The following is a 23,861-nucleotide window of genomic DNA, read 5'->3' on the forward strand; positions in this document are numbered from 1 at the left end:
CACCACGTCAGGCCCCTTGGCGGCGCAACACAGTCAGCACATAGTCATAGGCCACCTGGTCCAGCGGATTTGCGCGGCGGATCAGCGCGCGCAGGTCCTGGGATACATCGGCGGCGGGCGGCGGGTCAAAGGCCGGCGCCGTCCGCCCCATGGCGCCAAAGATCTGCGCCAACGAGAATTCCGCGCGGTCCACCAGACCCACAAAGGCAAAGCCCCGGCCCAGGTGGTCGATCAGCGCCTCGGGCGTGGGGCGTGGGCCCTTGCCATAAAGATAGGTCGTCATCGTCTCTTGCGAGGAGGGGTGGTCGATGTAATCCTCCAGCCGCGGAAACTGCGCCTGAAAGCTTTCATGCGGCGGATGGGCCGCCGAGCATTGATACAGGTAGTCGGCGATCACCCGCTCTTCGGGTTGGCGCAGCATGGTAAAGATGCGCAAGTCGGGCAGGGCGGCGCGCAGGGCGTCCAGCATATGCCAGGGCGTGTGCCCCGAGGCCGCGCGACAAGGCGCCGCCGTCAGCCCGCCGAGGAACCCATCCAGCACATCGCCCATCTTGGCCTCGTGGCTGCGGCCGGGGTCGGGGTCCTGGGTGAACAGGTTGCGATAGGGCCGCATCCGCTGCGACAGGGCCGCGGGAATGGCGCGCCCGGCGGTCTGGGGGATGTCGATGTAATACCACAGGCCCGGGCGCGCGGCCTCTCGGGTCAGGTAATCGGCCAAAGCCATGGTTTCCAGGTCGGCAAAGGGCAAGGCATCTGTCCTGCGGCTGATATGGACCCATAGGCGGCAAAGCCCCTGCCCAAGTCAAGGCACTCAAGTCGGGCCACCCGAGTCGGGCCACACAAGTCGGGCCACCCAAGTCGGGCCACCCAAGTCGGGCCAGTCAAGTCGGGCAACCCCGCAAAAGCCGCTGGCAAAGCCGCGCCCCCAAGGCTAAAACCGCCCCAGCATTTCGAGGAAGACGATGAACGACATCCGCCCCCAACCCGGTATCCTGGACATTGCCCTGTATGAGGGCGGCAAGGCCGCGGTCGCGGGGGTGACGAATGTCGTCAAACTCTCGTCGAACGAAAATCCCTTCGGGCCTTCGGACCGCGCCAAGGACGCCTTTTCGCGCTCGGTCCACCAGATCCACCGCTATCCTGCGACCGATCACGCGGGCCTGCGGGCGGCGATTGCCGAGACGCATGGGCTGGACGCCTCCCGCATCATCTGTGGCGTGGGGTCCGATGAGATCATCACCTTCCTCTGTCAGGCCTATGCGGGTCCCAAGGACGAGGTCGTCTTTACCGAACACGGGTTCTTGATGTATCGCATCAGTGCCTTGGCCGTCGGTGCGGTGCCGGTCGAGGTCCCCGAGCGGGAACGCACCACCGATGTCGATGCGATCCTCGCCGCCTGCAACCGGCGCACCAAGCTGGTGTTCATCGCCAATCCGAACAACCCGACCGGCACGATGATCCCCTTGTCGGAGATTGAGCGTCTGGCGGCGAAACTGCCGTCGCAAGCCATCCTCGTGCTGGACGGCGCCTATGCCGAATATGTCGAGGGCTATGACGGCGGCGCGGAAATCGCCACGCGGCGGGAAAATGTCGTGATGACGCGGACCTTCTCCAAGATCTATGGGCTTGGCGGCTTGCGGATCGGTTGGGGTTACGGGCCGAAGGCGATCATCGACGTGTTGAACCGCATCCGCGGCCCGTTCAACCTGTCGAACACCCAGCTGGACGCCGCCGAAGCCGCCGTGCGCGACCAGGATTTCGTGACCAAATGCCGCGGCGAAAATGCCAAGATGCGCCATTGGCTTTCCGAGGCGCTGGCGGGTCTGGGCATCCCTTCGGATGTGTCGATGGCCAATTTCATCCTGGCCCGGTTCGCCAGCGCCGATGAGGCCCAGGCCTGCGATCTGTTCTTGCAAGGCCAGGGGCTGATCGTGCGCCGGGTGGCCAGCTATAAACTGCCGCATTGCCTGCGGATCACGGTGGGTGACGAGGCCTCTTGTCGCCGCGTTGCCCATGCCATCGGCCAGTTCAAGGCGCGGGGCGCGGAATGATCTATCAAAAGGTCGCCCTGATCGGCCTTGGCCTGATCGCCTCGTCCATGGCCCATGCGATGCGCGGCCATGTGGGGCAGATCGTCGGCCATGCGAAATCGGCCGAGACGCGGGCGACCGCGCTGGAGATCGGGCTGTGCGACCAGGTTTTCGCCACCGCGGCCGAGGCTGTCGCGGGCGCCGACCTTGTGGTGCTGGCCGTGCCGGTGGGGGCCATGGGCGCCCTGGCCGCGGAAATCGCGCCGCATCTGGCGCCGGGCTGCACCGTCACCGATGTGGGGTCCGTCAAGCAGGCGGTGGTGGCGGCGGTGGCGCCTCATCTGCCCGAGGGTGTGCATTTCATCCCCGGTCATCCGATGGCGGGCACCGAATATTCCGGGCCGCGTTCGGGCTTTGCGACGCTGTTTGTCAACCGCTGGTGGCTTTTGACGCCGGGCGACACGCCGCGCGCTGCGGTTGATCAACTGACCCTGCTGCTGAAGGCCATGGGCGCGAAGGTCAACGAGATGACGCCCGAACATCATGACCAGGTGGTCGCCGTGGTGTCTCATGCGCCGCATCTGATCGCTTATACGATGGTGGGGGTGGCCGATCACCTGGCCCAGGTGTCAAATTCCGAGGTCATCGAATATTCGGCCTCGGGGTTTCGCGACTTTACCCGGATTGCGGCCTCTGATCCGACCATGTGGCGCGATGTGTTTTTGACCAACAAGGACGCGGTTCTGGACATCCTTGGCCGCTTTGCCGAAGAGCTTTTCGTGCTGCAGCGTGCCATCCGGATGGGGGATGGCGACCACCTGTTCGACTATTTCACCCGCACAAGGGCCATCCGCCGCGGCATCATCGAGGCAGGCCAGGACACCGCTGCCCCCGATTTCGGCCGCGCGGTGAGCAAGTGAGGCGGCTGGCGCTGGTTCTGGGGCTCTTGCCGGGCCTCGCGCTGGCCCAAAGCGCCGATCAGCGGCCAATGCCGAAACCTGCGGCCGTGGTTGTGGCGGCGCCCGTCCAGGTTGGCGCGGCGCCCAGCCTGCGCCCCAAGGCCCGGCCCTTTGCGCAGGCCGCGCCCGTGGGGACCACCTGGACCGTGCCGCGCCCGCCAAAGCGGCCCAAGGGGCTGGAGTTGCAAGAAGAAATCGTCCTGGCCTCGGCCCCCCAGGCCGAACCAGAGCAGAAACCTGCGCGCCAGACGATGAAGGGCGCGGTCTGTGGCCGGGCCGAGATCAAGGGGCAGGCCCTGGCTCCCATGCGGTCGACCACCCGGGGCTGTGGCATTGCCGATCCGGTCGAGGTCAGCTCGATTGCCGGGGTCACGTTCTCACCGGCGCCGACGATCAATTGCGCCGAGGCCGCGGCCCTGTCGGATTGGATCACCGGGGCGCTGCAACCGGCCTTCAACAACCAGGTGGCGGCCCTGCGCGTCGCCGACAGCTATTCTTGCCGCCCGCGCAACAACGTGCGGGGCAACCCGGTCTCGGTCCATGGCAAGGGCGAGGCGATCGACCTGTCCGCCGTGATCCTGACCAATGGCAAGGCGGTCGAGGTCAAGTCACGGCTGGACAGGCGCTGGCAAAAGGCGCGCAAGGCGGGCTGCGGGACCTTTAACGTGATCCTCGGCCCGGGCTCGGATGGCTATCACGAGACCCATATTCACCTGGATGTCAGCCAGCACGGCGGCGACCCTTACTGCAGATAGGGCGCCGGTCCCAGCGGGATGGGCCCAAGGCTCATGCGGCCGTCTTGCAGGACCAGGGGCAAGACCAGCTCGGCCGGGTCCTCGCCGGCCTGTGACATGCCCTCCAGCGCGCCCATGATGCCGCCGCGCAGGCCCGGTTGGATCAGCCCCAGGTCGATGGCCACATCGGGCAGCGCCTGCCAACCCTTGATCCGCAGCGTCACCGTCCCCTGGGCCTGGCCATTCGGATCGGCGCTGAGAACCCCCGCCCCCTCCAGGTCCAGTTGGCCCCAGGTCAGATCCAGCGTCTTCAACTCCAGCCCCTGCATCACCGGTTCGATGTCCCAGGCCAAGGCGGCGTCCAGCGGAAGGCGCGCATCCAGCCGCAGGTTGGACACCTGCCGCCCCAACCCGCCGGGGTCGCTGCCCTCTGGCAGGGTCAGGTCATCGACCTGCAGCCACAGCTTCAACGCCTGATCCTCGGTCTGCACCGCCGCCGCCAACAGATGCGCGGTGGATATCGTCCAGCCCTGCGACGAGGTCACGCCCAGGCTCTCCCATTCCACCCGCGCCTCACGCGGTGGCAGGTCGGCTTGCGGCGCCATGCGCAACGAGGCCTCGATCTTGGGCGTGTCCAGCGTCAGGACCTGATCCCCCAGCGTCAGCCTTTGCCCCCCCGGAGCCACCGCAATGACATGCCAAGGCTTCCAGGCCATCGCAAAGACCTGCGCAAAGGGCGCCTGCCAATCCCAACCTGTGCCCGCCAGATGCGGCTGATCCACCGTCAGATCAAAGCGATAGGCAAAGCCGCGCACCGCGATGCCGGCGTTTTCGGCCACCAGGCCCTGCGCCTCTTGCCCCGCGAACCAGTCTTCGGCTCCTTGACGCAAGGCCTGCGCCGCAAAGAACCACGCCACCGCCCAAAGCCCGGCCAGGGCCAGCCCAATCCGCAAGATCCATTTCATCGCTGGCCCTTTCTGTTTGGCCCTGTTTACAAGGGGTCCAGCGAAAGGACCAGAATGATGGATGCGCTTTGGGTCTTTGGTTACGGCTCTTTGATCTGGAACCCCGGCTTTGTCGTGGCGGAAAGGCGGCTGGCGCGGCTGGACGGCTGGCACCGCAGTTTCTGCATGAAATCGGTGCAGTATCGCGGCACGCCGGAACGGCATGGCCTGGTCCTGGCGCTGGATGCGCGGGCGGGGGCGGTCTGTCATGGCGTGGCGCTGCGGGCCGCCGACCCCGCGACCGCGCTGCCCTATCTGCGCGACCGCGAATTGTCGGGCTCGGGCTATGAGGAACGCTTTGTGCCGCTGCAGACCGACCAGGGAGAGGTCACGGGCCTGACCTTTGTCATCACCCCGGCGCAGCCCGACTACCTGGCGCTGCCCATGAACCTGCAGGCCCGGGCCATCGCTCAGGCGGTGGGCGCACGAGGCCCCAACCGCGATTACCTGTTTGCCACCGCCGACCACCTGGCCCAGCTTGGAATTCCCGACCCCGAAATGGAGGCGCTGGTGGCCATGGTAAAGGCCCAACCTCTCTAGGGGCCCAGCTTTTCTGTTGGCCCAACCGTTTCAAACGCTCCAGCCTTTCTAACGGCCCAGCCTTTCTGATGGCCCCGTAAATGCTTGGCCTTTTGCGCCGTCCTGCTATTGTTAACGAAAACAGGGCGAACAATGACCGATCAGGCGCCAAGACCCATCTCTTTCACCCAGCCGATCCGGCAGATCACCTCGATGCTTTTGGCCTGCGGGCTGATCGGCTTTGGCCTGTGGATGCTGCGGGCCGAGATCGCGGGGATCATCAACGCCAACCCCTTCCTGGATGCGTTCATCATTGGCGTCCTGGCCCTTGGGGTGCTGACCTGTTTCTGGCAGGTGCTGATCCTGATCCAATCCGTCCGCTGGATCGAGAATTTCGCCAACGAGGCGCCGGGCGCCGATGACGCCGTCCCGCCGCAATTGCTGGCCCCCTTGGCCGCCCTTCTGCGCGGACAGCGCCGTCAGATCACCTCGTCGAACGCCAATTCGATCCTGGATTCGGTGGCGACGCGCATCGACGAGGCGCGCGATGTCACGCGCTACCTGACCAACCTGCTGATCTTCCTGGGGCTTTTGGGCACGTTCTATGGCCTTGCCACCACGATCCCCGCCATTGTCGGCACGATCAAGAACCTGGCCCCCCAAGAGGGCGAAACCGGCGTCGCGATCTTTGGCAAGCTGATGGCGGGCCTTCAAGAACAGCTGGGCGGCATGTCGACGGCGTTTTCCTCGTCGCTGATGGGGCTTGCGGGGTCGCTGATCGTGGGCCTGCTGGAGCTGTTCGCCTCGCATGGGCAAAACCGCTTTTACCGCGAGCTTGAGGATTGGCTGTCCACCATCACGCGCCTGGGCTTTGTGGGCGATGGCGAGACCCAGGGTCAGGAGCTGGTCCCGCAACTTTTGGACCATATGGCGGGCCAGGTCGAGGTCCTGCAGACCCTGTTCGTGCAGGCCGAAGAGGGCCGCCAGGCCACCGATCAGCGGCTGGAGGATCTCTCGCTGGCCATCGCCACGATGGGCGCCGACCCGCGTCAGCTGGAAACGCTGAACCGCATCGCCGAAGGCCAAGAGCGGCTGTTGACGGCGCTTGCCGCGCTGGCCCCGCCCGAGGGGGGGCCCGCCTATTCCGACGCCGAAAGCCGGATGCGCCTGCGGTCGATCGACGTGCAGCTTTTGCGCATCCTGGAGGAACTTTCCGCCGGTCGCCAAGAGGCGGTGCAGGACCTGCGCGCCGAACTTTCCGTCATGACCAACGCCCTGCGCGGCCTGTCGCGCGGGCCGGGGATACGCTGACATGGCCCTGTCCCGCCGCCGCCGCGAAGAGCCGAACATCTGGGCGGGCTTCGTCGACGCGGTGACGACGCTTTTGATGGTCATGATGTTCATCCTGACCATCCTGACGGTCGCCCAATCGGTCCTGCGCGACACGATCAACTCGCAATCCTCGGAATTGTCAGAGCTGAACGCCCAGGTCGCCCAACTGGCCGAGGCGCTGGGGCTGGAGCGCACCAAAGCCGATGCGCTGAAAACCGAAGTGGGCTCGCTTCAGGCCAGCCTGACCGCCGCCGAGACCAAGGGCGCAGAGCAGGGGGCGCTGATCCTTGATCTGACGGCGCAGCTGACGGGGAAACAACAAGAGCTGGGGGCGGCCCAAAGCCGCATCGCCTCGTTCGAGGCGCAGGTGGCCAGCCTTCTGGCCGATGCCACCACGCAAAAGACCCAGATCGCCGCGTTGCAGGACGCCCAGGCGCGGACCCTGTCGGAACAAGAGGCGCTGAACCTGGCGCTGGCCAAGGCGCGCAGCGAGATCGACGCGGGCGCCGAGGCCGCGCGCCTGGCCGCCGCCCGCCGTGAGGCCCTGGAGGCGCTGATCGCCAGCCTGCGGCAGGAGGGCGCGGCCAAGGCCGCCGAACTGTCAGAGGCCGAAAAACAGCGCCTGGTGGATGCCGCCGCCGCCCAGGCGCTGCAAGACAAGCTGAAGGGCGCGGATGCCGAACTGACCGCCATGACCCTGGCGCTGGAGGAACAACGCAAAAAGGCCGAAGAGACCCTGACGCTTTTGGCCGCGGCCGAGGCTGCGCGCGACCAGACCTCGGATCAAAAGGCCGAGGCCCTGGCCATGGCGCAAAAGATCCTGTCCGAAAAAGAGGAACAGATCGCGGCCCAGGCCCGCAATGTCACGCTGTTGAACCAGCAGATGACCGCGCTGCGCAGCCAATTGGCCGAGCTGCAGGGGCTGTTGGATGCCTCCGCCGCCAAGGATGCCGACAACAAGGTGCAGATCGCGGCGCTGGGGTCAAAGCTGAACCAGGCGCTGGCCCAGGTCGCCTCCGAGCAAAAGGCCCGCGCCGATCTGGAGGCCGCCGAGGCCGCACGCCTGCGCAACGAGAACCTTGACCTTGCGAAATACCGCTCGGAATTCTTTGGCGAACTGTCCAAGCTTCTGGCCGATACCCAAGGTGTGCAGGTCGTGGGCGACCGCTTTGTCTTTTCCTCCGAGGTGCTGTTCCAGCCGGGTGCGGCCGACCTCTCGCCCGAAGGTCAGGCGCAGATTGCCGAGGTCGTCCAGACCTTGAACCAGGTCATTCCGCAGATCCCCGCGGGGCTGAACTGGGTGATCCGCGTCGATGGCCATACCGATGCAACGCCGCTTTCGGGGACGGGCGCGTTCAAAGACAACTGGCAGCTGAGCCAAGCCCGCGCCCTGGCCGTGGTGCGCTATATGACCGAAACCCTGGGCTTTCCGCCCTCGCGCCTGGCTGCCAATGGTTTTGGCGAGTTCCAACCCGTGGCCGAAGGCGACAGCCCCGAAGCGCTGGCCCAAAACCGCCGCATCGAGCTGAAATTGACCGAAAGATAACCCGGGGTAACCCCGGGCTACGCAAGCGGAACCAAAGCAACCGGTTCCGCAGCGCCGTCCAACGACAAAGGGCGCAAAGGTCTCCCCCCGCGCCCTTGATTTCATACTGGCTCAAATATTCCACGGGGGTCCGGGGGTGTGAAACCCCCGGCTTTCCAACGGGTCCGGGGGTGTGAAACCCCCGGCTTTCTAACGGGTCCGGGGGTGAGCCCCCCGGGGCCTGTTACGCGTGGATCGCGCCGTGGCCGCAGGCCAGCGCCGCTTCGCGCACGGCTTCGGAATAGGTCGGATGCGCGTGGCAGGTCAGCGCCAGGTCCTGAGCCGAGGCGCCGAATTCCATCGCCACGCAGACCTCGTGGATCAGGTCGCCCGCCGCCGGTCCGATGATATGGGCGCCCAGGATGCGGTCGGTCGCGGCATCTGCCAGGATCTTGACGAAGCCCTCGGCCTGGAACACCGCCTTGGCGCGCGCATTGCCCATGAAGGGGAATTTGCCGACCTTGTAGGCGCGGCCCGCCTCTTTCAGCGCCTCTTCGGTGGCGCCGACAGAGGCGACCTCGGGCGTCGTATAGATCACGCCGGGAATGACGCCGTAGTTCACATGACCATGTTTTCCGGCCAGAACCTCGGCCAGCGCCATGCCCTCATCCTCGGCCTTGTGGGCCAGCATCGGGCCCGCCACCGCGTCGCCGATGGCATAAACTCCGGGGACATTTGTCGCCCAATGGGCATCGGTCTTGACCGTGCCGCGCGGCCCCATCTCGACGCCCAAAGCCTCCAGCCCCAAGCCGGCCGTATAGGGTTTGCGCCCGGTGGCGACCAGCACGACATCCGAGGTCAGGGTGGCCAGGCTGTCATCCTTGCGCAGTTTATAGGTCGTGACATTGCCTTCGGCCGAGGCTTCGACGCCCTGCACCGCCGCACCCATGATGAACTTCAGCCCCTGTTTGGTCAGGATGCGCTGGAAGGTCTTTTGCACCTCGGCGTCCATGCCGGGGGTTATGACGTCCAGGTATTCGACCACCGTCACCGCGGCACCAAGGCGGGCATAGACCGAGCCAAGTTCCAACCCGATGACGCCCGCGCCGATCACGGTGACGGATTTGGGGATCGTGGCCAGCTCCAAAGCGCCGGTCGAGGTGACGACGGTTTTTTCATCGACCGTGACGCCGGGCAGGGCGGCGGGTTCCGAGCCCGTGGCGATGACGATATGCTTGGCTTTGTGGGTGTCGTCACCGACCTTGACCTGACCCGGGGCGGTGATCTGGCCCCAGCCTTTCAGCCATGTGACCTTGTTCTTCTTGAACAGGAACTCGATGCCCTTGGTGTTGCCGTTGACCACATCCTGCTTGTAGCCCTGCATCTTGGCCCAGTCGACCGTGGGCGCGCCGCCCATCAGGCCCATCTTTTCGAAGTTCTCATGAACCTCGTGCAGGTGATGGGTGGCGTTCAGCATCGCCTTCGAAGGGATGCAGCCGACGTTCAGGCAGGTGCCGCCGAGCGTGTCACGGCCTTCGACCACGGCGACCTTCAGGCCCAGTTGGGCGCAGCGGATGGCGCAAACATAGCCGCCGGGGCCTGCGCCGATGATGATGACGTCGAAGTCGGACATGGGGTTCTCCTGTGGCTGGCGGCCGGGGGCGCTGCCCCCGGACCCCCGGGATATTTATGAAAAGATGAAGTCAGAAGAGGGCCGCGAGCAGCATGGCGGTGGTGGCCGCAAAGCCCAGGAACCAGATGGCAGAGCGGCCGGGGCGCAGGCCTATGGCATAGGCGGGGACATAGAGGACGCGGGCGCCGAGATAGACCCAGGCGCAGGTGGCGGTGAATTGGGTCGACTGGCCGGATGCCGTGATGACGAGGACCGCAATGGTGAAGAGGATCAGGCCCTCGAAGTGGTTGTTCATCGCGCGCTGCAGGCGGGCGGTGGTTTGTGAGAGCGGCTTGCTGGGCGGCTTGTCGCGGGCGGAAGAGGTATAGCCGGTGCCGAGTTCTAGGTTGGCCGGGACGGCGAAGAGGGCGAATTGCACGACCTGCAAGAGGGCCGCGAGGGTGAGGGCGGTGAGTTCTGGGGGCATGGGTTGATTTCTCGCGTCAAAGTTGGAGTATACCGAATACAATGGCGAGGGTCGTCCCGATCACGAATTGCCAATGTTTGGCCAGAAACTCGACTACGCCGTGAGCGGCGCTTGAAGTCCAATGGCGTCGAGGCGTTACAGAGAGAAACACGACACCTGACAGCGTTTCGGCTGGTGGGATGATGCCTTCCCACCAGACCCGGACGGCGGACTTCACGCGCGTGAACATTCGGTCAGACCATGGTGCGTGTGAACACGCACCCTACCGCGGCAGGGTGCGTGAGGGGGTAGGGTGCGTGATCTCACGCACCATTTAGATATCCATCAACAACCGGCGCGGGTCTTCCAGCGCCTCTTTCACCCGCACCAAGAACGTCACCGCGCCCTTGCCGTCGACGATGCGGTGATCGTAGCTCAGCGCCAGATACATCATCGGGCGAATCACGATTTGGCCGCCGACGACCACGGGGCGGTCCTGGATCTTGTGCATGCCCAGTATGCCCGATTGCGGGGGGTTCAGGATCGGCGAGCTCATCAGCGAGCCATAGACCCCGCCGTTCGAGATGGTGAAGGAGCCGCCCTGCATCTCGGCCATGGTCAGCTTGCCGTCACGGGCGCGCAGGCCCAGTTCGGCGATCTTCTTCTCGATGGCGGCAAAGCCCATCTGGTCGGCGTCGCGCAGGACCGGAACCACCAGGCCCGAGGGCGTGCCCACGGCAACCCCCATATGGACGTAGTTTTTATAGACCACGTCCTGGCCGTCGATCTCGGCGTTGACCTCGGGGATTTCCTTCAGCGCATGGATGCAGGCCTTCACGAAGAAGGACATGAAGCCCAGCTTGACGCCGTGCTTCTTTTCGAACTGGTCCTTGTAGGTGTTGCGCAGCTCCATGATGCCCGACATGTCGACCTCGTTATAGGTCGTCAGCATGGCGGCGGTGTTTTGCGCCTCTTTCAGCCGCTTGGCGATGGTGGCGCGCAGGCGGGTCATCTTGACGCGCTCTTCGCGGGCGGCGTCATCGGCGGGGATCGGGGCGCGGGGAATGGCAGCCGGAGCCGGCGCGGGGACAGCCAGGGCTGCCGCCACGTCTTCCTTCATGATGCGGCCATCGCGGCCGGTGCCAGTGACTTGGGCGGGGGAAAGACCCGCCTCGGCCATGGCCTTTTTGGCGGCGGGGGCATCCTCGACCGATTTGGCCACCACGGGGGCGGGGGCCGGGGCAGGGGCCGCGACGGGGGCCGCAACCGGGGCCGAGGCGCCTTCGGTCACGATGGCGAGGCGGGCGCTGGCCGCCACCGTGGCACCCTCGGGCGCCAGGATCTCGGCCAAGATGCCAGACACCGGCGAGGGGACCTCGACCGAGACCTTGTCGGTCTCCAGCTCACACAGCATTTCGTCCTGTTTCACCACGTCGCCGGGCTTTTTGAACCAGGTCGAAACGGTGGCTTCGGTCACGCTTTCGCCCAGGGAGGGCACCATCACATCGGTCATTTCTCTTCCTCTCAGGCCAGCGCGTCGTTCACGAGCGCCGTTTGTTGGGCTTTGTGCTTGGAGGCCAGGCCCGTGGCGGGCGAGGCCGAAGCGTTGCGTCCGGCATAGCGGGCGCGGCTGTGTTTGGCACCGATCTTGGTCAGGATCACTTCAAGTTCCGGCTCGATAAAGGACCAGGCACCGGCGTTCTTGGGCTCTTCCTGGCACCAGACCCATTCGGCATCCTTGAAGCGGGAAAGTTCCGCCGTCAGGGAGATCGTCGGCACCGGGTAAAGCTGTTCGATGCGCATCAGGTAAGTGTCGTCCTGGCCCCGCGCGTCGCGTTCCGCCAGCAGGTCGTAATAGACCTTGCCGGAGCAGAGCACGACCTTGCGGATCTGGTCGTCGGATTTCAGCTTGAGGGAGGAATGGCCCTTTTGCGCATCGTCCCACAGCACGCGGTGGAAGGTCGATCCGTCGACGAAATCGCTGGTGTCCGAAATCGCCATCGGGTGACGCAAAAGCGATTTCGGCGTCATCAGGATCAAGGGCTTGCGGAAGTCGCGGTGAATCTGGCGGCGCAGAATGTGGAAATAGTTCGCGGGCGTCGTGCAATTCGCCACGATCCAATTGTCTTCGGCCGAAAGCTGCAAGAAGCGCTCCAGACGGGCGGAGCTATGCTCCGGCCCCTGACCCTCATATCCATGCGGCAGAAGCATCACGAGGCCCGACATCCGCAGCCATTTCGATTCGCCCGAGTTGATGAACTGGTCGATCATGATCTGGGCGCCGTTCGCAAAGTCGCCGAACTGCGCCTCCCAGATGGTCAGGCCATTGGGTTCGGCCAGCGAATAGCCGTATTCAAAGCCCAGGACCGCATATTCCGAGAGCATCGAATCGATGACCTCATAGCGCGCTTGACCCGGGCGGATGTGGTTCAAGGGATAGTGGCGCTCTTCGGTGGTCTGGTCGATCCAGCCGGAGTGGCGTTGCGAGAAGGTGCCGCGGGTGCAATCCTGACCCGCAAGCCGGACCGGGAAACCCTCGACCTGAAGGGAGCCAAAGGCCAGGGCCTCGGCGGTGGCCCAGTCGAACCCGGTGCCCTTGGCGAACATGTCCTTCTTGGCCTCAAGCTGGCGGGCCACGGTCTTGTGCAGGTCAAAACCGCCCGGAACCTGGGTCAGACCGGCGCCCACTTCGGCGAAAGTCTCGGATTTCACCCAGGTTTCGCCGCGCTGGTAGTGTTCCAGGTCCTTGGGCTGCATGTTCTTCCAGCGCCCATCCAGCCAGTCGGCCTTGTTGGGCTTGTAGTTTTTGCCAGCCTCGTATTCCTCGTTCAGGCGGGCCTGGAAGGCGGCCTTCATATCCTCGATTTCGCCCTCGGGGATCAGGCCGTCGCGCACCAGACGTTCGGCATAAAGCTGCAGCGTCGTCTTTTGCTTGCGGATCTTGTTATACATGGCCGGGTTGGTGAACATCGGCTCGTCGCCTTCGTTGTGACCAAAGCGGCGATAGCAGAAGATGTCCAGCACCACGTCCTTGTGGAACTTCTGGCGGAATTCGGTGGCGACTTTGGCTGCGTGAACAACGGCTTCCGGGTCGTCGCCGTTGACGTGGAAGATCGGCGCCTCGACCATCAAAGCGATATCGGTCGGATAGGGCGAGGTGCGCGAGAAATGCGGCGCGGTCGTGAAACCGATCTGGTTGTTCACGATGATATGGATGCAGCCGCCCGAGCGGTGCCCCTTGATGCCCGACAGTTGCAGACATTCCGCCACAACGCCCTGACCCGCAAAGGCCGCATCGCCATGCAACAGGATCGGCAGGACCGAAATGCGGTCGGCGTCGTTCATCTGGTCTTGTTTGGCGCGGGCCTTGCCCAGAACAACCGGATTGACCGCCTCAAGGTGAGAGGGGTTGGCGGTCAAGGACAGGTGCACCGAATTGCCGTCGAAGGTCCGGTCGGACGAAGCACCCAGGTGGTATTTCACATCGCCCGAGCCGTCGACGTCCTCGGGCTTGTAGCTGCCGCCCTGGAATTCGTGGAAGATCGCCTTGTAGGGCTTCATCATGACGTTCGCGAGGACGTTCAACCGCCCGCGGTGCGGCATGCCGACGATGATGTCCTTCACCCCCAGATTGCCGCCGCGCTTGATGATCTGCTCCATGGCGGGGATCAGCGCCTCCGCACCGTCCAGACCAAAGCGCTTGGTGCCCATGTATTTGACATGAAGGAACTTTTCGTAACCCTCGGCCTCGACCAGCTTGTTCAGGATCGCTTTCCGCCCCTCGCGGGTGAAGGCGATTTCCTTGCCGTAACCCTCGATCCGCTCCTTGAGCCAGCCGGCCTGTTCGGGGTCGGAAATATGCATGTATTGCAGCGCAAAGGTGCCGCAATAGGTGCGTTTGACGATCTCGACGATCTGGCGCATCGAGGCCATTTCCAGGCCAAGCACCATGTCCAGGAAGATCGGCCGGTCCATATCGGCCTCGGTGAACCCGTAAGAGGCCGGGTCAAGCTCGGGCTGGTTGCCCTTGGGCGCCATGCCCAGCGGGTCAAGGTCGGCGGCATAATGGCCGCGGATGCGGTAGGCGCGGATCAGCATGATGGCGCGGACAGAGTCCAGCACGGCGCGGCGGATCTGCGTTTCCGTCAGCTCGACACCTTTGGCTGCGGCCTTTTCGACGATCTTTTTACCGCCGGCCTTGACCTCGGCCGGCCATTCGCCGGTCATCGCGGCGGTCAGGTCGTCAGACGGCATCGGCGGCCAATCGGCCCGCGCCCAGGACGGCCCCGCCGCCTGGCGCTTTTGCTCCAGGCTGTCGTCGCCCAGAAGCCGGAAGAACTCTGCCCATTGTGCATCGACCGACGCCGGGTCGTTGGCATAGCGGGCCGCAAGTGCGTCAACATAGTCGCCATTGGCCCCTTGCAGGAAAGAGGAGGCGTGAAGAGCTTTGTTCGGGGTTTGGTCGGTCATTTGAAGGCCTCCGAAGGGATGGGACCGTAGGGGTTCGGGCCGGGGAAAGAGCGTTGGCGGGCGAAGAAGAAGAGCGGCGTGGCGAAGATCAGGAAGGTGAGGATCGCGACGGTGCCATGTGTCCAATCCGCGATCGGGGGGCGGGCATAGACCATCAGGGCGCCAGGCAGGAGGACGGGCACCGAGAGTGCCGCCAACACCACGGCCGAACGCGTGAAAAGGCGCGGACCGCAGCGGTCCTGCCCATTCGATGCATTCTGCCAAAGATAGCGCAATTCTTTCACACTTGGTCTCCGCGGCCTTGGCCTAGCAGCCAAAGGGTAAGGCGGGGTTAACCCCGCCCTACGTGGTCACTTGCCCATGGCTTTCATGACGGCCTCGCCCAGCGTGGCCGGGCTGTCGGCCACGACGATGCCGGCGGCCAACATGGCCTCGATCTTGCTTTCCGCGTCGCCCTTGCCACCGGCAACGATGGCGCCGGCATGGCCCATGCGGCGGCCCTTGGGTGCCGTGCGGCCCGCGATGAAACCGGCGCAGGGCTTTGACCGCCCGCGACGTGCCTCATCGGCCAGGAACTGCGCGGCTTCCTCTTCGGCGCTCCCGCCGATTTCGCCAATCATGATCAGGGCTTCGGTTTCGGGATCGGCCAGGAACATTTCCAGCACTTCAAGGTGTTCGGTCCCCTTGATCGGGTCGCCGCCGATGCCCACGGCGGTGGATTGGCCCAGACCCAGGTCGGTGGTCTGCTTGACCGCCTCATAGGTCAACGTGCCCGAACGGGACACAACCCCCACCTTGCCGCGACGGTGGATATGGCCCGGCATGATGCCGATCTTGCAGGCGCCGGGGGTGATGACGCCGGGGCAGTTCGGCCCGATCAACCGGGTCTTCGAATTGATCAGCGCGCGCTTGACCTTCATCATGTCCAGCACCGGGATGCCTTCGGTGATGCAGACGACCAGCGGGATTTCGGCGTCGATGGCCTCCAGGATGGAATCCGCGGCGAAGGGCGGCGGCACATAGATGACCGAGGCATTGGCCCCGGTGCGCGCCACGGCGTCATGGACCGAATCAAAGACCGGCAGGCCCAGATGTTCCGTCCCGCCCTTGCCGGGCGTCACGCCGCCGACCATCTGCGTGCCATAGGCAATCGCCTGTTCAGAGTGGAACGTGCCCTGGGACCCGGTGAAGCCCTGGCAGATCAGCTTGGTATGTTCGTTGACGAGAATGGCCATGATGCGGCTCCGTTCTGTTCAGGTGAAGCCCGCGCGCGGGCCTTAGGGGAATGTGACGGTTCGGGGTCAGGGAAGGCGGGGCCTGTGGCGGGCCAGATGCGCTGGCAGTTCACGCAGGCCCTGCCGGGGCAGGATGTCAGGGTTCCTCAAGATAGACCCCCTGCGACCAGCCGTGTTCGGTCTGGGCGTCGTAATCCTTTTCCGCCCGGGCATGATCGGCAAGGATTGCGTCAGTGTCAGAGGGGCAACCGGCCGCGGCAACGGCGGCTGCGAAATCAAGGCCGAATTGGACATGACCCAGTTCATGATCCAACAGCGCCTTGGCCATACGGTCGAATTCGGCCACCTGGGTCTCGTCCAGATCGGCATCGTCCGAGAGTTCGGGCAAAGTGATCGAGGCCGTCACCGCAGTCTGGCACTGACCATCCCAGGAGGCGTTCCAGGTCGTGTAAGCCCAATAGCCCTGTGGCCCCTGGTCGGACATCGCCGCGCTGACCTCGTCCAGGGACGATCCGCTGACCTGATAGGGGGTCAGCGTGATATCGGCCTGATCGAAGATATCGGCCAGGCCAAGGCTGGGCATCAGCGCCAGCCAAAGACCCGACAGAAGCGCGCGGCGTGCCATGTCAGCCCTGCACCGCCGAGACGATCTTTTGCGCCGCATCCGACAGATTGTCGGCCGCGATCACATTGAGACCGGAGTTGCGGATGATCTCTTTGCCCAGTTCGACATTGGTGCCTTCAAGCCGGACAACCAAAGGAACCTGGAGGCCAACCTCCTTGACCGCGGCCAAAACGCCCTCGGCAATGATGTCGCAGCGCATGATGCCGCCAAAGATATTGACAAGGATGCCTTTGACGTTCGGATCGCTTGTGATGATCTTGAAGGCCTCGGTCACTTTCTCTTTGGTGGCGCCGCCGCCGACGTCCAGGAAGTTGGCCGGTTCCGCGCCGTAAAGCTTGATGATGTCCATCGTGGCCATGGCCAGACCCGCGCCGTTCACCATGCAGCCGATGTTGCCATCCAAGGCCACATAGTTCAGGTCGAACTTCTGCGCGGCAAGTTCCTTGGGGTCTTCCTCGGTCTCGTCTTTCAGCGCGGCGATATCGGGGTGACGATACAAAGCGTTGCCATCAAAGGCCGCCTTGGCATCCAACAGCTTCAAAGAGCCGTCTTTCAGCACGCAGAAAGGGTTGATTTCCAGCATGTCCATGTCCTTGTCGACGAAAAGCTGATACAGCTTTTTGACGATGGACACGCATTGCTTGACCTGGTTGCCGGTCAGGCCCAGGCCGAAAGCCACGCGGCGGCCGTGGAAATCGCTGATCCCCGAGGCCGGATCGACCGAGAAGGACAGGATCTTTTCCGGCGTGTCATGGGCGACGTCTTCGATCGACATGCCGCCCTCGGTCGAAGACACGATCGAGATGCGCGAGGTCTGACGGTCGATCAGCAGCGCAAGATAGAACTCGCGGTCGATGTCCGAACCGTCTTCGATATAGATGCGGTTGACCTGCTTGCCTGCGGCGCCGGTCTGCACCGTCACAAGGGTGCGGCCCAGCATCTGGCGGGCGAATTCGGCGGCCTCTTCAACGGAGCGCGCCAGACGCACGCCGCCCTTTTCCCCGGCCTCGGGCTCGATGAAATGGCCCTTGCCGCGGCCACCGGCGTGGATTTGCGACTTGACGACCCACAGCGGGCCATCCAGCTCGCCGGCTGCCGTTTTGGCATCTTCGGCGCGGGTGATGGCGCGCCCGTCGGAAACGGGGATGCCATAGCTGCGCAACAACGCCTTGGCCTGGTATTCGTGAATGTTCATCGAGTGGCTCCCGCAGGGGGTTTCATGAGGATTGAGGGCCTCATGCCACAGATTTCGCAGCCTTCAAAACGCGAAATCCCTCAAGGTCTCAGAAAAGCGACATTTGTGATCACAGGAAAAAATTTTGTGATCACAGGTAACGCTTGCGTAAACTTTCAGCCCCTCAGTTGAAATAAAGCGCAAAAAGCGGAGCCTGGCCCTGGGTCAGGCTGTCGAAAGCGTCCAGCGCCTCGGACGAGATCATCGGACCCTGTTTCAAATAGGGCAGGGCCGACCAACCCTGAACCCAGCCGGGGATATCCAGAGGCGCGGGCTTGTCCAGGAAAGCGCCAAGGTCGATGCCCGCGCCTTCGATCCGCCACCAGGGGATCAGCTTTTCGCCTTTCAGCATGGCTTCCAGATCGGCCAGCACCGCCAACCACTGCGCGCCTGCACCGGGGGGCACCGTCACCCCCAGCGCCGAGCGCTGCGTGTCATTGGGTATCCACTCGCCCTCGTCATCGGTTTCGGCGGCCAGCTTGGTCCAGAAGTCGCGGTTCAGCGCCACGACCTGCAACAGATGCGCCTTGGCCGAGGCGGTGCGGGCGGCATCGGGGTCCTGGCGCAGGGTTTCGATCACCACGGCGATCAGGTCGACGAAATCCAGACCCTCGGGGTTCAGGTCGCCAAAGAACGGATCGGGCGACAGCATGCCCATCTGGGACAGGGCGGCCTTGGTCGTGGCGACTTTGGTCATCGCCTGGGTCGGGTCATAGGCCAGGATCATGTCACACAGGCCGGACAGCAGATGGGCATAGGCCGCCACCCAATCGGCATCTGCGGTGTCGAATGTCACCGTGGGCAGGGGGCCCGCAGGCGCTGCGGTAAAGGGAGCGATGAGCGTCGCAAACCCCTCCTCTGGCTCGCGTGTCTGGTTGGCGTTGACGTCAAACCACAGGTCGTCCAGCGCGATCCGAAGGGTGAAATCCTCGGGGACGGGGGCGACCTGATCCAGCTCGGCCTGGGCGGTGCGAAACAGGTCGGCAAGGAAGGCCGGGTCAAAGGGCGCGGGCGCGGCATTGTCGGGCAGCGGCAGATGCAGGAAGGGCAGCATCCCGGTCCGGTCGGTGACACCCGCGGCATAGCGGGCCTGAAACGAGGTCTCGACCGCGCGCAACAGGTGCAAGCCGTTGATCGCAAAGGCTTCGTCCGGGGCGGGGTCGGACAGGGCCTGCAGGCGGGCCAGTGTCGGAGCGATGCCCTGTGTCGCGATTTCCGCTGAAATGTCCTGGGCGAGGGCGGGCAGGGGCAGCAAGCCAAGGGTCAGAAGGGCAAGGTGGCGCATTGGAAATCTCCTTTGCGGCAGGGTGCGACGCGTTTGGGGCTTTGTCTAGGCTTCCGTTGTCAGGCCCCGGGCAGGCACAGGCAAAGCCGCTGACCGCGGGGAAGATAGGGGTCCGACAGCGTCGCCTGAAAGTCCGCGTCGCGAGCGGCCTGCAGGACTTCCGTTTCGCGGTGGTGCCAGGGGAAGCGGTCGGGATGGGTGACGACGCCATCGGGCTGGCGATGGGGTTTGGCATGGGCCGCGTCGGGGGCCAGAAAGACCGTGAACAGCAGCTTTTGCAGGCGGGGCAGCTTTTGGCGCAGCTTTGGCAGGGCGGCTTGCAGATGGGACAGCGGCAGATGGGTGAAAACGGCGAAACAGATGGCGACGTCGATGTCCTCCGGCACGCCGGGGAGGTCGAAATCGGTGTCCTCGATCAGTTGAGCGGGGTTCAGGCGGGATTTGTCGACGATTTCCCGGTCGTAACCGCGCCGCAACAGCGCGCCCGACAGGTCGGTGGCCCAATAGTTGCCGGGGTTCAGATAGGGCACCACGCGGCAACCAAGCCGCATGGAGCCCGCACCGATATCAAGCAGTTTGTGATGCCGATCAAGACCTTGGGAGAGCAGAAGTTGCATCTGCACAAGGCCGGTTTCCTCCCAGCGCCCGCCGACGATGTCGCGGTGGCGGTCCTTCGTCAGGGCTGCGTCGTAGAAGCCGGGGGCGTGATAGGGCGAGATCGGTTTCATGCGAGGGCTCTGGTGGCAAGCCCCGGGAGGGTTTCACACCCTCCCGGACCCACCCGTGGGATATTTATGAAAAGATGAAATCAGGGGGTGACGATTTTCAGCAGGAGGTTTGTCGCCGTTTCCATGTCCTGGACCGAGATCCATTCGAGGGGGCCGTGAATCTCGGCCATGCCGGTGAAAAGATTGGGGCAGGGCAGGCCCATTTCCGTCAGCCGCGAGCCATCGGTGCCGCCGCGGATCGGCGTCGTCGTGGGCGTCAGGCCAAGCGCGCGGGCGGCGTCCAGCGCGCGGGTCACGGGGGTCATGTCGGTTTCCAGCCAATAGCGCATGTTGCGGTATTGGGGCCGGATGTCGCAGGTGATCCGGGCGCGGGGCTCTTCGGCCTGCAGGCGGGCGCAGGCCTCTTGTAAAAGCGCGCCCTTGGCGGCCAGGCCCTCGCGTTCGAAATCACGCAGGATCAGGCGGATGGTCATCTCCGATGAGCCGCCGGCCATGTCGGTGACATGGATAAAGCCCTCGCGGTCATGGGTGTTTTCCGGCGTCTGGGTCTGGGGCAGGGCCTGGAGGAGCTTTGCGGCCAGGGTTGTCGCATTCACCATTTTGCCCTTGGCATAGCCGGGATGGACACTGACGCCGGTGATCGTGACCTGGGCGCCATCGGCCGAGAAGCTTTCGTATTCGACCTCGCCCACTTTGCCGCCGTCGAATGTATAGGCGAAGTCTGCGCCGATATCGGCGGGCAGGCGCGGGTTCACGCCGCGGCCGATTTCCTCGTCGGGGGTGAAGGCCAGGCGGATCTTGCCATGGGGGGCGGGATGGGCCAGCAACTGGCGCGCGGCCGTCATCAGGATCGCCACGCCCGCCTTGTCATCGGCGCCCAACAGCGTATCGCCCGAGGCCGTGATGATCGTGTGGCCAATCTTCTTGGCAAGTTCGGGCGAGGTTTCGGGCGACAGGACCAGGTCGGGGTTCAAGGGAAAGCTGATCGCGCCACCGTTATAGCCGCGGTGGACGCGGGGTTTCACGCCCGAGGCATGATACTGCGGCGCGGTGTCGACATGGGCCAGAAAGGCGATGGTCGGCCCCGGAGCCGTTGCGGGAATCGTCGCCAGAACCGCGCCGTAATCGGTCAGGCGGACATCTGCAGCGCCGATCTCGGTCAGCTCGGCCACCAATAGGTTCAGCATGTCGAACTGCTGTTCCGTCGACGGAGAGCCCTTGCGGTCCGGGTCGGACTGGCTGTCGATGGCGGCGTAACGGGTCAGGCGGGCTTCCAGCTCGGACGCAAAGGACATTGGGGGCTCTTGTCGGATAAGTGCAAGCCCGGGCGGACATCGTGTCCGCCTCGGGCATGGGATGTTCGAAAAGGGAAAGGCCTTAGGCCTCTTTCTTCTTTTCGGCGGCGGCTTTCAGGCGGGCCAGCAGCTCTTCTTTCGAAGGCGTATTGCCATGGGCCTGCTTGGGGGCGCCGAAACGGTTCTGGCCGTCGAAGGCGGGGCGGGCCTTGGCGCCCTTGGGGTTGCCGGATTTCGAATAGTCCATGGGGGCTCCTTTGCGCGAATGGGGGTCTTTGCCCCAAGATCGTCTCCGGCGCAAGGTTAGGGCTGCGCGCGGCCTTGGAAAAGCAAAAAGCGCGCCGGGACGGGCGCGCTTTTCACGGGATTGGATCGGATCAGGCCAGCGAGGGGTCGATGGCCTTGCAGGCGGTGACCAGGCCCTTGACCGCGTCGACCGACTTTTGGAACATGGCGTTCTCGTCCTCGGTCATCTGGATTTCCACCAGACGCTCGACACCACCCGCGCCCAGGATCACCGGGACGCCGACATACATGCCGTCAAGGCCGAAAGCGCCTTTGACATAGGCCGCCACGGGCAAGAGGCGCTTTTGGTCCTTGAGATAGGCTTCCGCCATCTCGATCGCCGAAGCGGCCGGCGCATAGAAGGCCGAACCGGTCTTCAACAGGCCGACGATCTCGGCGCCGCCATCACGGGTGCGCTGGATGATGACGTCCAGTTTCTCTTGCGTGGTCCAGCCCATCTTGACCAGATCCGGCAGCGGGATGCCCGCAACCGTCGAATACCGCGCCAGGGGAACCATCGTGTCGCCATGGCCGCCAAGGACGAAGGCGGTGACGTCCTTCATCGAGACGTTGAATTCGGTGGCCAGGAAATGCCGGAAGCGGCCCGAATCAAGCACGCCCGCCATGCCGACGACCTTGTGGTGCGGCAGGCCGGAGAACTCGCGCAGCGCCCAGACCATGGCATCCAGCGGGTTGGTGATGCAGATCACGAAAGCATTCGGCGCATGGGCGGCAAGGCCCTCGCCCACGGATTTCATGACCTTGAGGTTGATCCCCAAAAGGTCATCGCGGCTCATCCCCGGTTTGCGGGGGACACCGGCGGTGACGATGCAAACATCGGCGCCCGCGATATCGGCATAGGAATTGGCGCCCTTCAGCGTCGCATCGAAGCCCTCCATCGGGCCGGATTGCGAGATATCCAGCGCCTTGCCTTGGGGCGTGCCCTCGGCGATGTCGAAGAGGATCACATCCCCGAGTTCCTTGATGGCGGCGAGATGCGCAAGCGTCCCCCCGATCTGTCCGGCGCCGATCAGCGCGATCTTCGGTCTGGCCATGGATTCCCCCTTGGGCAGTGCGGTTGACAGGGCTGGCATAAGCGCAAGGGGGCCGTCTGGCAAGGGCGCCGCGCTGCGGCAAAGGGCTGCGGGGGTGGTGAAATGCATTGGATTGCGCTAACGGAACCCGGACAGGGGCGCTGCCCCCTGGGCCTGCGGCCTTTGCCTTGGAATGATCGGGCGGGATATTTGGGCCAATTTGAAAGAGATTGTGATGGACGGCTGGCAATTCTGGGTCGTGGCGATCATCGGCGCCGTGGTGACGGGGGCGGGCAAGGGGGGGCTGCCCATCGTGGGCGCGCTGACCGTGCCCATCATGTCGCTGGCCATGCCCGCGGGACTTGCGGCGGGGTTGATGCTGCCGGTCTATGTCGTTTCGGACATGTTCGGGCTTTACGCCTATCGCAAGGATTTTGATCGGCGGGTGCTTTGGATCGCCTGCCTGGGGATGAGCCTTGGCGTCTGCCTGGGCTGGCTGACAGACAAGCAGATCCCCGAGAATTGGGTGACGGTCCTGGTCGGCGGCATCGCCGTGGCCTTCAGCTTGAACCAGTTGATCCGCAAGGCGGTGGTGGCGGCGGCGCGCCGGGCCGAAGTGGCGCCGGGCGTCTTCTGGTGCACGATCGCGGGCTTTACCAGCTACGTCAGCCACACCGGCGGGCCGCCCTATCAGGTCTGGACCCTGCCACTGGGGATGAAGAAGGCGGTCTTTGCCGGGACCTCGACCATCGCCTTCGCCTATATCAACGCCTTGAAACTGATCCCCTATTGGTTCGTCGGCCGCATCACGCTGCAAAGCCTGGAGACCGCGCTTTACCTGATGCCTGTGGCGGCGGTTTCGGTCTTTGCCGGGGTCTGGGCGGTCAAACGCCTGCCGGAGAAGGCGTTCTTCACCTTTGTGACTTGGTCCTTGCTGTTGATCGGCATCGACCTGGTGATCAAGGGCGTGACCGGGGTCGAGCCTTTGATCGCCTTCTTTGCTTTGTTCTAGGCCGGGGCCCAGTTCCGGGTAAGGGCCCTGTTCTAAGCCGGGTCGCCCTTGACCTGGGTCGGTTGGATCGTCTCGAAATTCTTGCCGGTGGCGACCAGGCAGGTCACGCCGTTCGGCATGGTCACGGTCAGCGTCCAGGTCCCGGTCTGGGGCGCGGCATAAAGCTCCATCACCGTGGAGTCTTCGGCCAGGCCCATGGCATGGGCGCTTTCGCCATATTGGTCGGACAGGGCGCCTGCAATCGTGTCATGCGGCGCGCAGGGGCGCGGTTCGGCCATGACTGCGCCAGGCAGAAGGGCCAAAGTGAAAGCGAAGAGAGTCCTTTCCATGGGTCAAGCCCCCGAACGGATACGGCCGCCCGCCGTCTGCCATTTTGGCACCTGACAAGGCTGCGCCCGGGGTGCTGAGATTCGGTTAACGGCGCGGGCGGCGTTGGATCACGCAAGCCGGCGATCCGCTTGCGTCGCCGAATTCTGC

At 64.4% G+C, this 23,861-nt stretch carries 23 protein-coding genes; 7 read left to right on the forward strand and 16 right to left on the reverse strand.

Annotation, left to right across the window (positions count from 1 at the left end; all coding sequences use genetic code 11):
• Nucleotides 1-7: 7 nt before the first annotated feature.
• Nucleotides 8-748 carry a hypothetical protein gene (locus NX862_RS12950; RefSeq protein ID WP_264494341.1) on the reverse strand — a complete coding sequence of 247 codons (741 nt, stop codon included), beginning with the start codon at nt 746-748 and terminating at the stop codon, nt 8-10.
• Nucleotides 749-962: 214 nt separating this feature from the next.
• Here NX862_RS12950 and hisC point away from each other — a divergent pair, with 214 nt between their 5' ends.
• The 3 genes from hisC to NX862_RS12965 are packed head-to-tail and all read left to right on the forward strand — an operon-like array spanning nt 963 to nt 3,744.
• Nucleotides 963-2,051: a histidinol-phosphate transaminase gene (gene hisC, locus NX862_RS12955; protein ID WP_264494342.1), complete on the forward strand. Its 1,089-nt coding sequence runs from the start codon at nt 963-965 to the stop codon at nt 2,049-2,051.
• Nucleotides 2,048-2,950, forward strand: a complete 903-nt coding sequence (locus NX862_RS12960) for a prephenate/arogenate dehydrogenase family protein (RefSeq protein WP_264494343.1) — start codon at nt 2,048-2,050, stop codon at nt 2,948-2,950. Before hisC ends, NX862_RS12960 begins: the two co-directional genes overlap by 4 nt.
• Entirely contained in the window at nt 2,947-3,744 is a 798-nt protein-coding gene (locus NX862_RS12965) for an extensin-like domain-containing protein (protein WP_264494344.1), read from the forward strand. The genes NX862_RS12960 and NX862_RS12965 overlap by 4 nt, the downstream gene beginning before the upstream one ends.
• On the opposite strand, the gene NX862_RS12970 is transcribed toward NX862_RS12965, so the two are convergent.
• On the reverse strand, nt 3,732-4,688 hold the full coding sequence (locus NX862_RS12970; RefSeq protein ID WP_264494345.1) for a DUF2125 domain-containing protein: 957 nt from the start codon (nt 4,686-4,688) through the stop codon (nt 3,732-3,734). The two genes, NX862_RS12965 and NX862_RS12970, sit on opposite strands and share 13 nt — an antisense overlap.
• Before the next feature lie 57 nt (nt 4,689-4,745).
• Here NX862_RS12970 and NX862_RS12975 point away from each other — a divergent pair, with 57 nt between their 5' ends.
• The 3 genes from NX862_RS12975 to NX862_RS12985 all read left to right on the forward strand — a co-directional run bounded on the left by NX862_RS12975 (nt 4,746) and on the right by NX862_RS12985 (nt 8,124).
• On the forward strand, nt 4,746-5,267 hold the full coding sequence (locus NX862_RS12975) for a gamma-glutamylcyclotransferase (protein WP_319800881.1): 522 nt from the start codon (nt 4,746-4,748) through the stop codon (nt 5,265-5,267).
• Nucleotides 5,268-5,399: 132 nt separating this feature from the next.
• Nucleotides 5,400-6,557 carry a biopolymer transporter ExbB gene (locus tag NX862_RS12980; RefSeq protein ID WP_264494347.1) on the forward strand — a complete coding sequence of 386 codons (1,158 nt, stop codon included), beginning with the start codon at nt 5,400-5,402 and terminating at the stop codon, nt 6,555-6,557.
• Between the two features lies 1 nt (nt 6,558).
• On the forward strand, nt 6,559-8,124 hold the full coding sequence (locus NX862_RS12985) for a peptidoglycan -binding protein (RefSeq protein WP_264494348.1): 1,566 nt from the start codon (nt 6,559-6,561) through the stop codon (nt 8,122-8,124).
• 223 nt (nt 8,125-8,347) lie between these two features.
• On the opposite strand, the gene lpdA is transcribed toward NX862_RS12985, so the two are convergent.
• The 13 genes from lpdA to mdh form a co-directional block, all read right to left on the reverse strand.
• Nucleotides 8,348-9,736, reverse strand: a complete 1,389-nt coding sequence (gene lpdA, locus NX862_RS12990; RefSeq protein WP_264494349.1) for a dihydrolipoyl dehydrogenase — start codon at nt 9,734-9,736, stop codon at nt 8,348-8,350.
• A gap of 70 nt (nt 9,737-9,806) precedes the next feature.
• Nucleotides 9,807-10,202, reverse strand: a complete 396-nt coding sequence (locus NX862_RS12995; protein ID WP_264494350.1) for an MAPEG family protein — start codon at nt 10,200-10,202, stop codon at nt 9,807-9,809.
• Nucleotides 10,203-10,515: 313 nt separating this feature from the next.
• On the reverse strand, nt 10,516-11,694 hold the full coding sequence (odhB, locus tag NX862_RS13000; RefSeq protein WP_264494351.1) for a 2-oxoglutarate dehydrogenase complex dihydrolipoyllysine-residue succinyltransferase: 1,179 nt from the start codon (nt 11,692-11,694) through the stop codon (nt 10,516-10,518).
• An 11-nt stretch (nt 11,695-11,705) separates the two neighbouring features.
• The gene (locus tag NX862_RS13005) at nt 11,706-14,651 is read right to left on the reverse strand and encodes a 2-oxoglutarate dehydrogenase E1 component (RefSeq protein ID WP_264494352.1); all 2,946 of its coding nucleotides are present in this window, start codon (nt 14,649-14,651) and stop codon (nt 11,706-11,708) included.
• Nucleotides 14,648-14,935, reverse strand: coding sequence for a hypothetical protein (locus NX862_RS13010; protein WP_264494353.1), 288 nt, complete (start codon nt 14,933-14,935; stop codon nt 14,648-14,650). Before NX862_RS13010 ends, NX862_RS13005 begins: the two co-directional genes overlap by 4 nt.
• Before the next feature lie 66 nt (nt 14,936-15,001).
• Nucleotides 15,002-15,886, reverse strand: coding sequence for a succinate--CoA ligase subunit alpha (sucD, locus tag NX862_RS13015; RefSeq protein ID WP_264494354.1), 885 nt, complete (start codon nt 15,884-15,886; stop codon nt 15,002-15,004).
• 136 nt (nt 15,887-16,022) lie between these two features.
• Complete coding sequence (locus tag NX862_RS13020; RefSeq protein ID WP_264494355.1) at nt 16,023-16,511, reverse strand: DUF922 domain-containing protein; 489 nt, start codon at nt 16,509-16,511, stop codon at nt 16,023-16,025.
• Between the two features lies 1 nt (nt 16,512).
• Nucleotides 16,513-17,706 (reverse strand): ADP-forming succinate--CoA ligase subunit beta, encoded by a 1,194-nt coding sequence (gene sucC / locus NX862_RS13025; protein ID WP_264494356.1) that lies wholly within the window; start codon nt 17,704-17,706, stop codon nt 16,513-16,515.
• A gap of 163 nt (nt 17,707-17,869) precedes the next feature.
• A complete protein-coding gene (locus NX862_RS13030) occupies nt 17,870-19,030 on the reverse strand; it encodes a hypothetical protein (protein ID WP_264494357.1) in 1,161 nt (386 codons plus the stop codon).
• 59 nt (nt 19,031-19,089) lie between these two features.
• Nucleotides 19,090-19,758, reverse strand: coding sequence for a class I SAM-dependent methyltransferase (locus tag NX862_RS13035; RefSeq protein ID WP_264494358.1), 669 nt, complete (start codon nt 19,756-19,758; stop codon nt 19,090-19,092).
• 80 nt (nt 19,759-19,838) lie between these two features.
• Complete coding sequence (pepT, locus tag NX862_RS13040) at nt 19,839-21,053, reverse strand: peptidase T (RefSeq protein WP_264494359.1); 1,215 nt, start codon at nt 21,051-21,053, stop codon at nt 19,839-19,841.
• Nucleotides 21,054-21,135: 82 nt separating this feature from the next.
• Complete coding sequence (locus tag NX862_RS13045; protein WP_264494360.1) at nt 21,136-21,300, reverse strand: hypothetical protein; 165 nt, start codon at nt 21,298-21,300, stop codon at nt 21,136-21,138.
• Nucleotides 21,301-21,430: 130 nt separating this feature from the next.
• Nucleotides 21,431-22,393, reverse strand: coding sequence for a malate dehydrogenase (gene mdh / locus NX862_RS13050; RefSeq protein ID WP_264494361.1), 963 nt, complete (start codon nt 22,391-22,393; stop codon nt 21,431-21,433).
• A 214-nt stretch (nt 22,394-22,607) separates the two neighbouring features.
• On the opposite strand from mdh, the gene NX862_RS13055 reads away from it, so the two are divergent.
• Nucleotides 22,608-23,384 (forward strand): sulfite exporter TauE/SafE family protein, encoded by a 777-nt coding sequence (locus NX862_RS13055; RefSeq protein ID WP_264494362.1) that lies wholly within the window; start codon nt 22,608-22,610, stop codon nt 23,382-23,384.
• 32 nt (nt 23,385-23,416) lie between these two features.
• Here NX862_RS13055 and NX862_RS13060 read toward each other — a convergent pair whose 3' ends face one another.
• A complete protein-coding gene (locus NX862_RS13060; RefSeq protein ID WP_264494363.1) occupies nt 23,417-23,662 on the reverse strand; it encodes a hypothetical protein in 246 nt (81 codons plus the stop codon).
• Nucleotides 23,663-23,861 lie beyond the last annotated feature (199 nt).

The sequence above is a fragment of the Stagnihabitans lacustris genome (genome assembly GCF_025950525.1).
Lineage (GTDB): Bacteria > Pseudomonadota > Alphaproteobacteria > Rhodobacterales > Rhodobacteraceae > Stagnihabitans.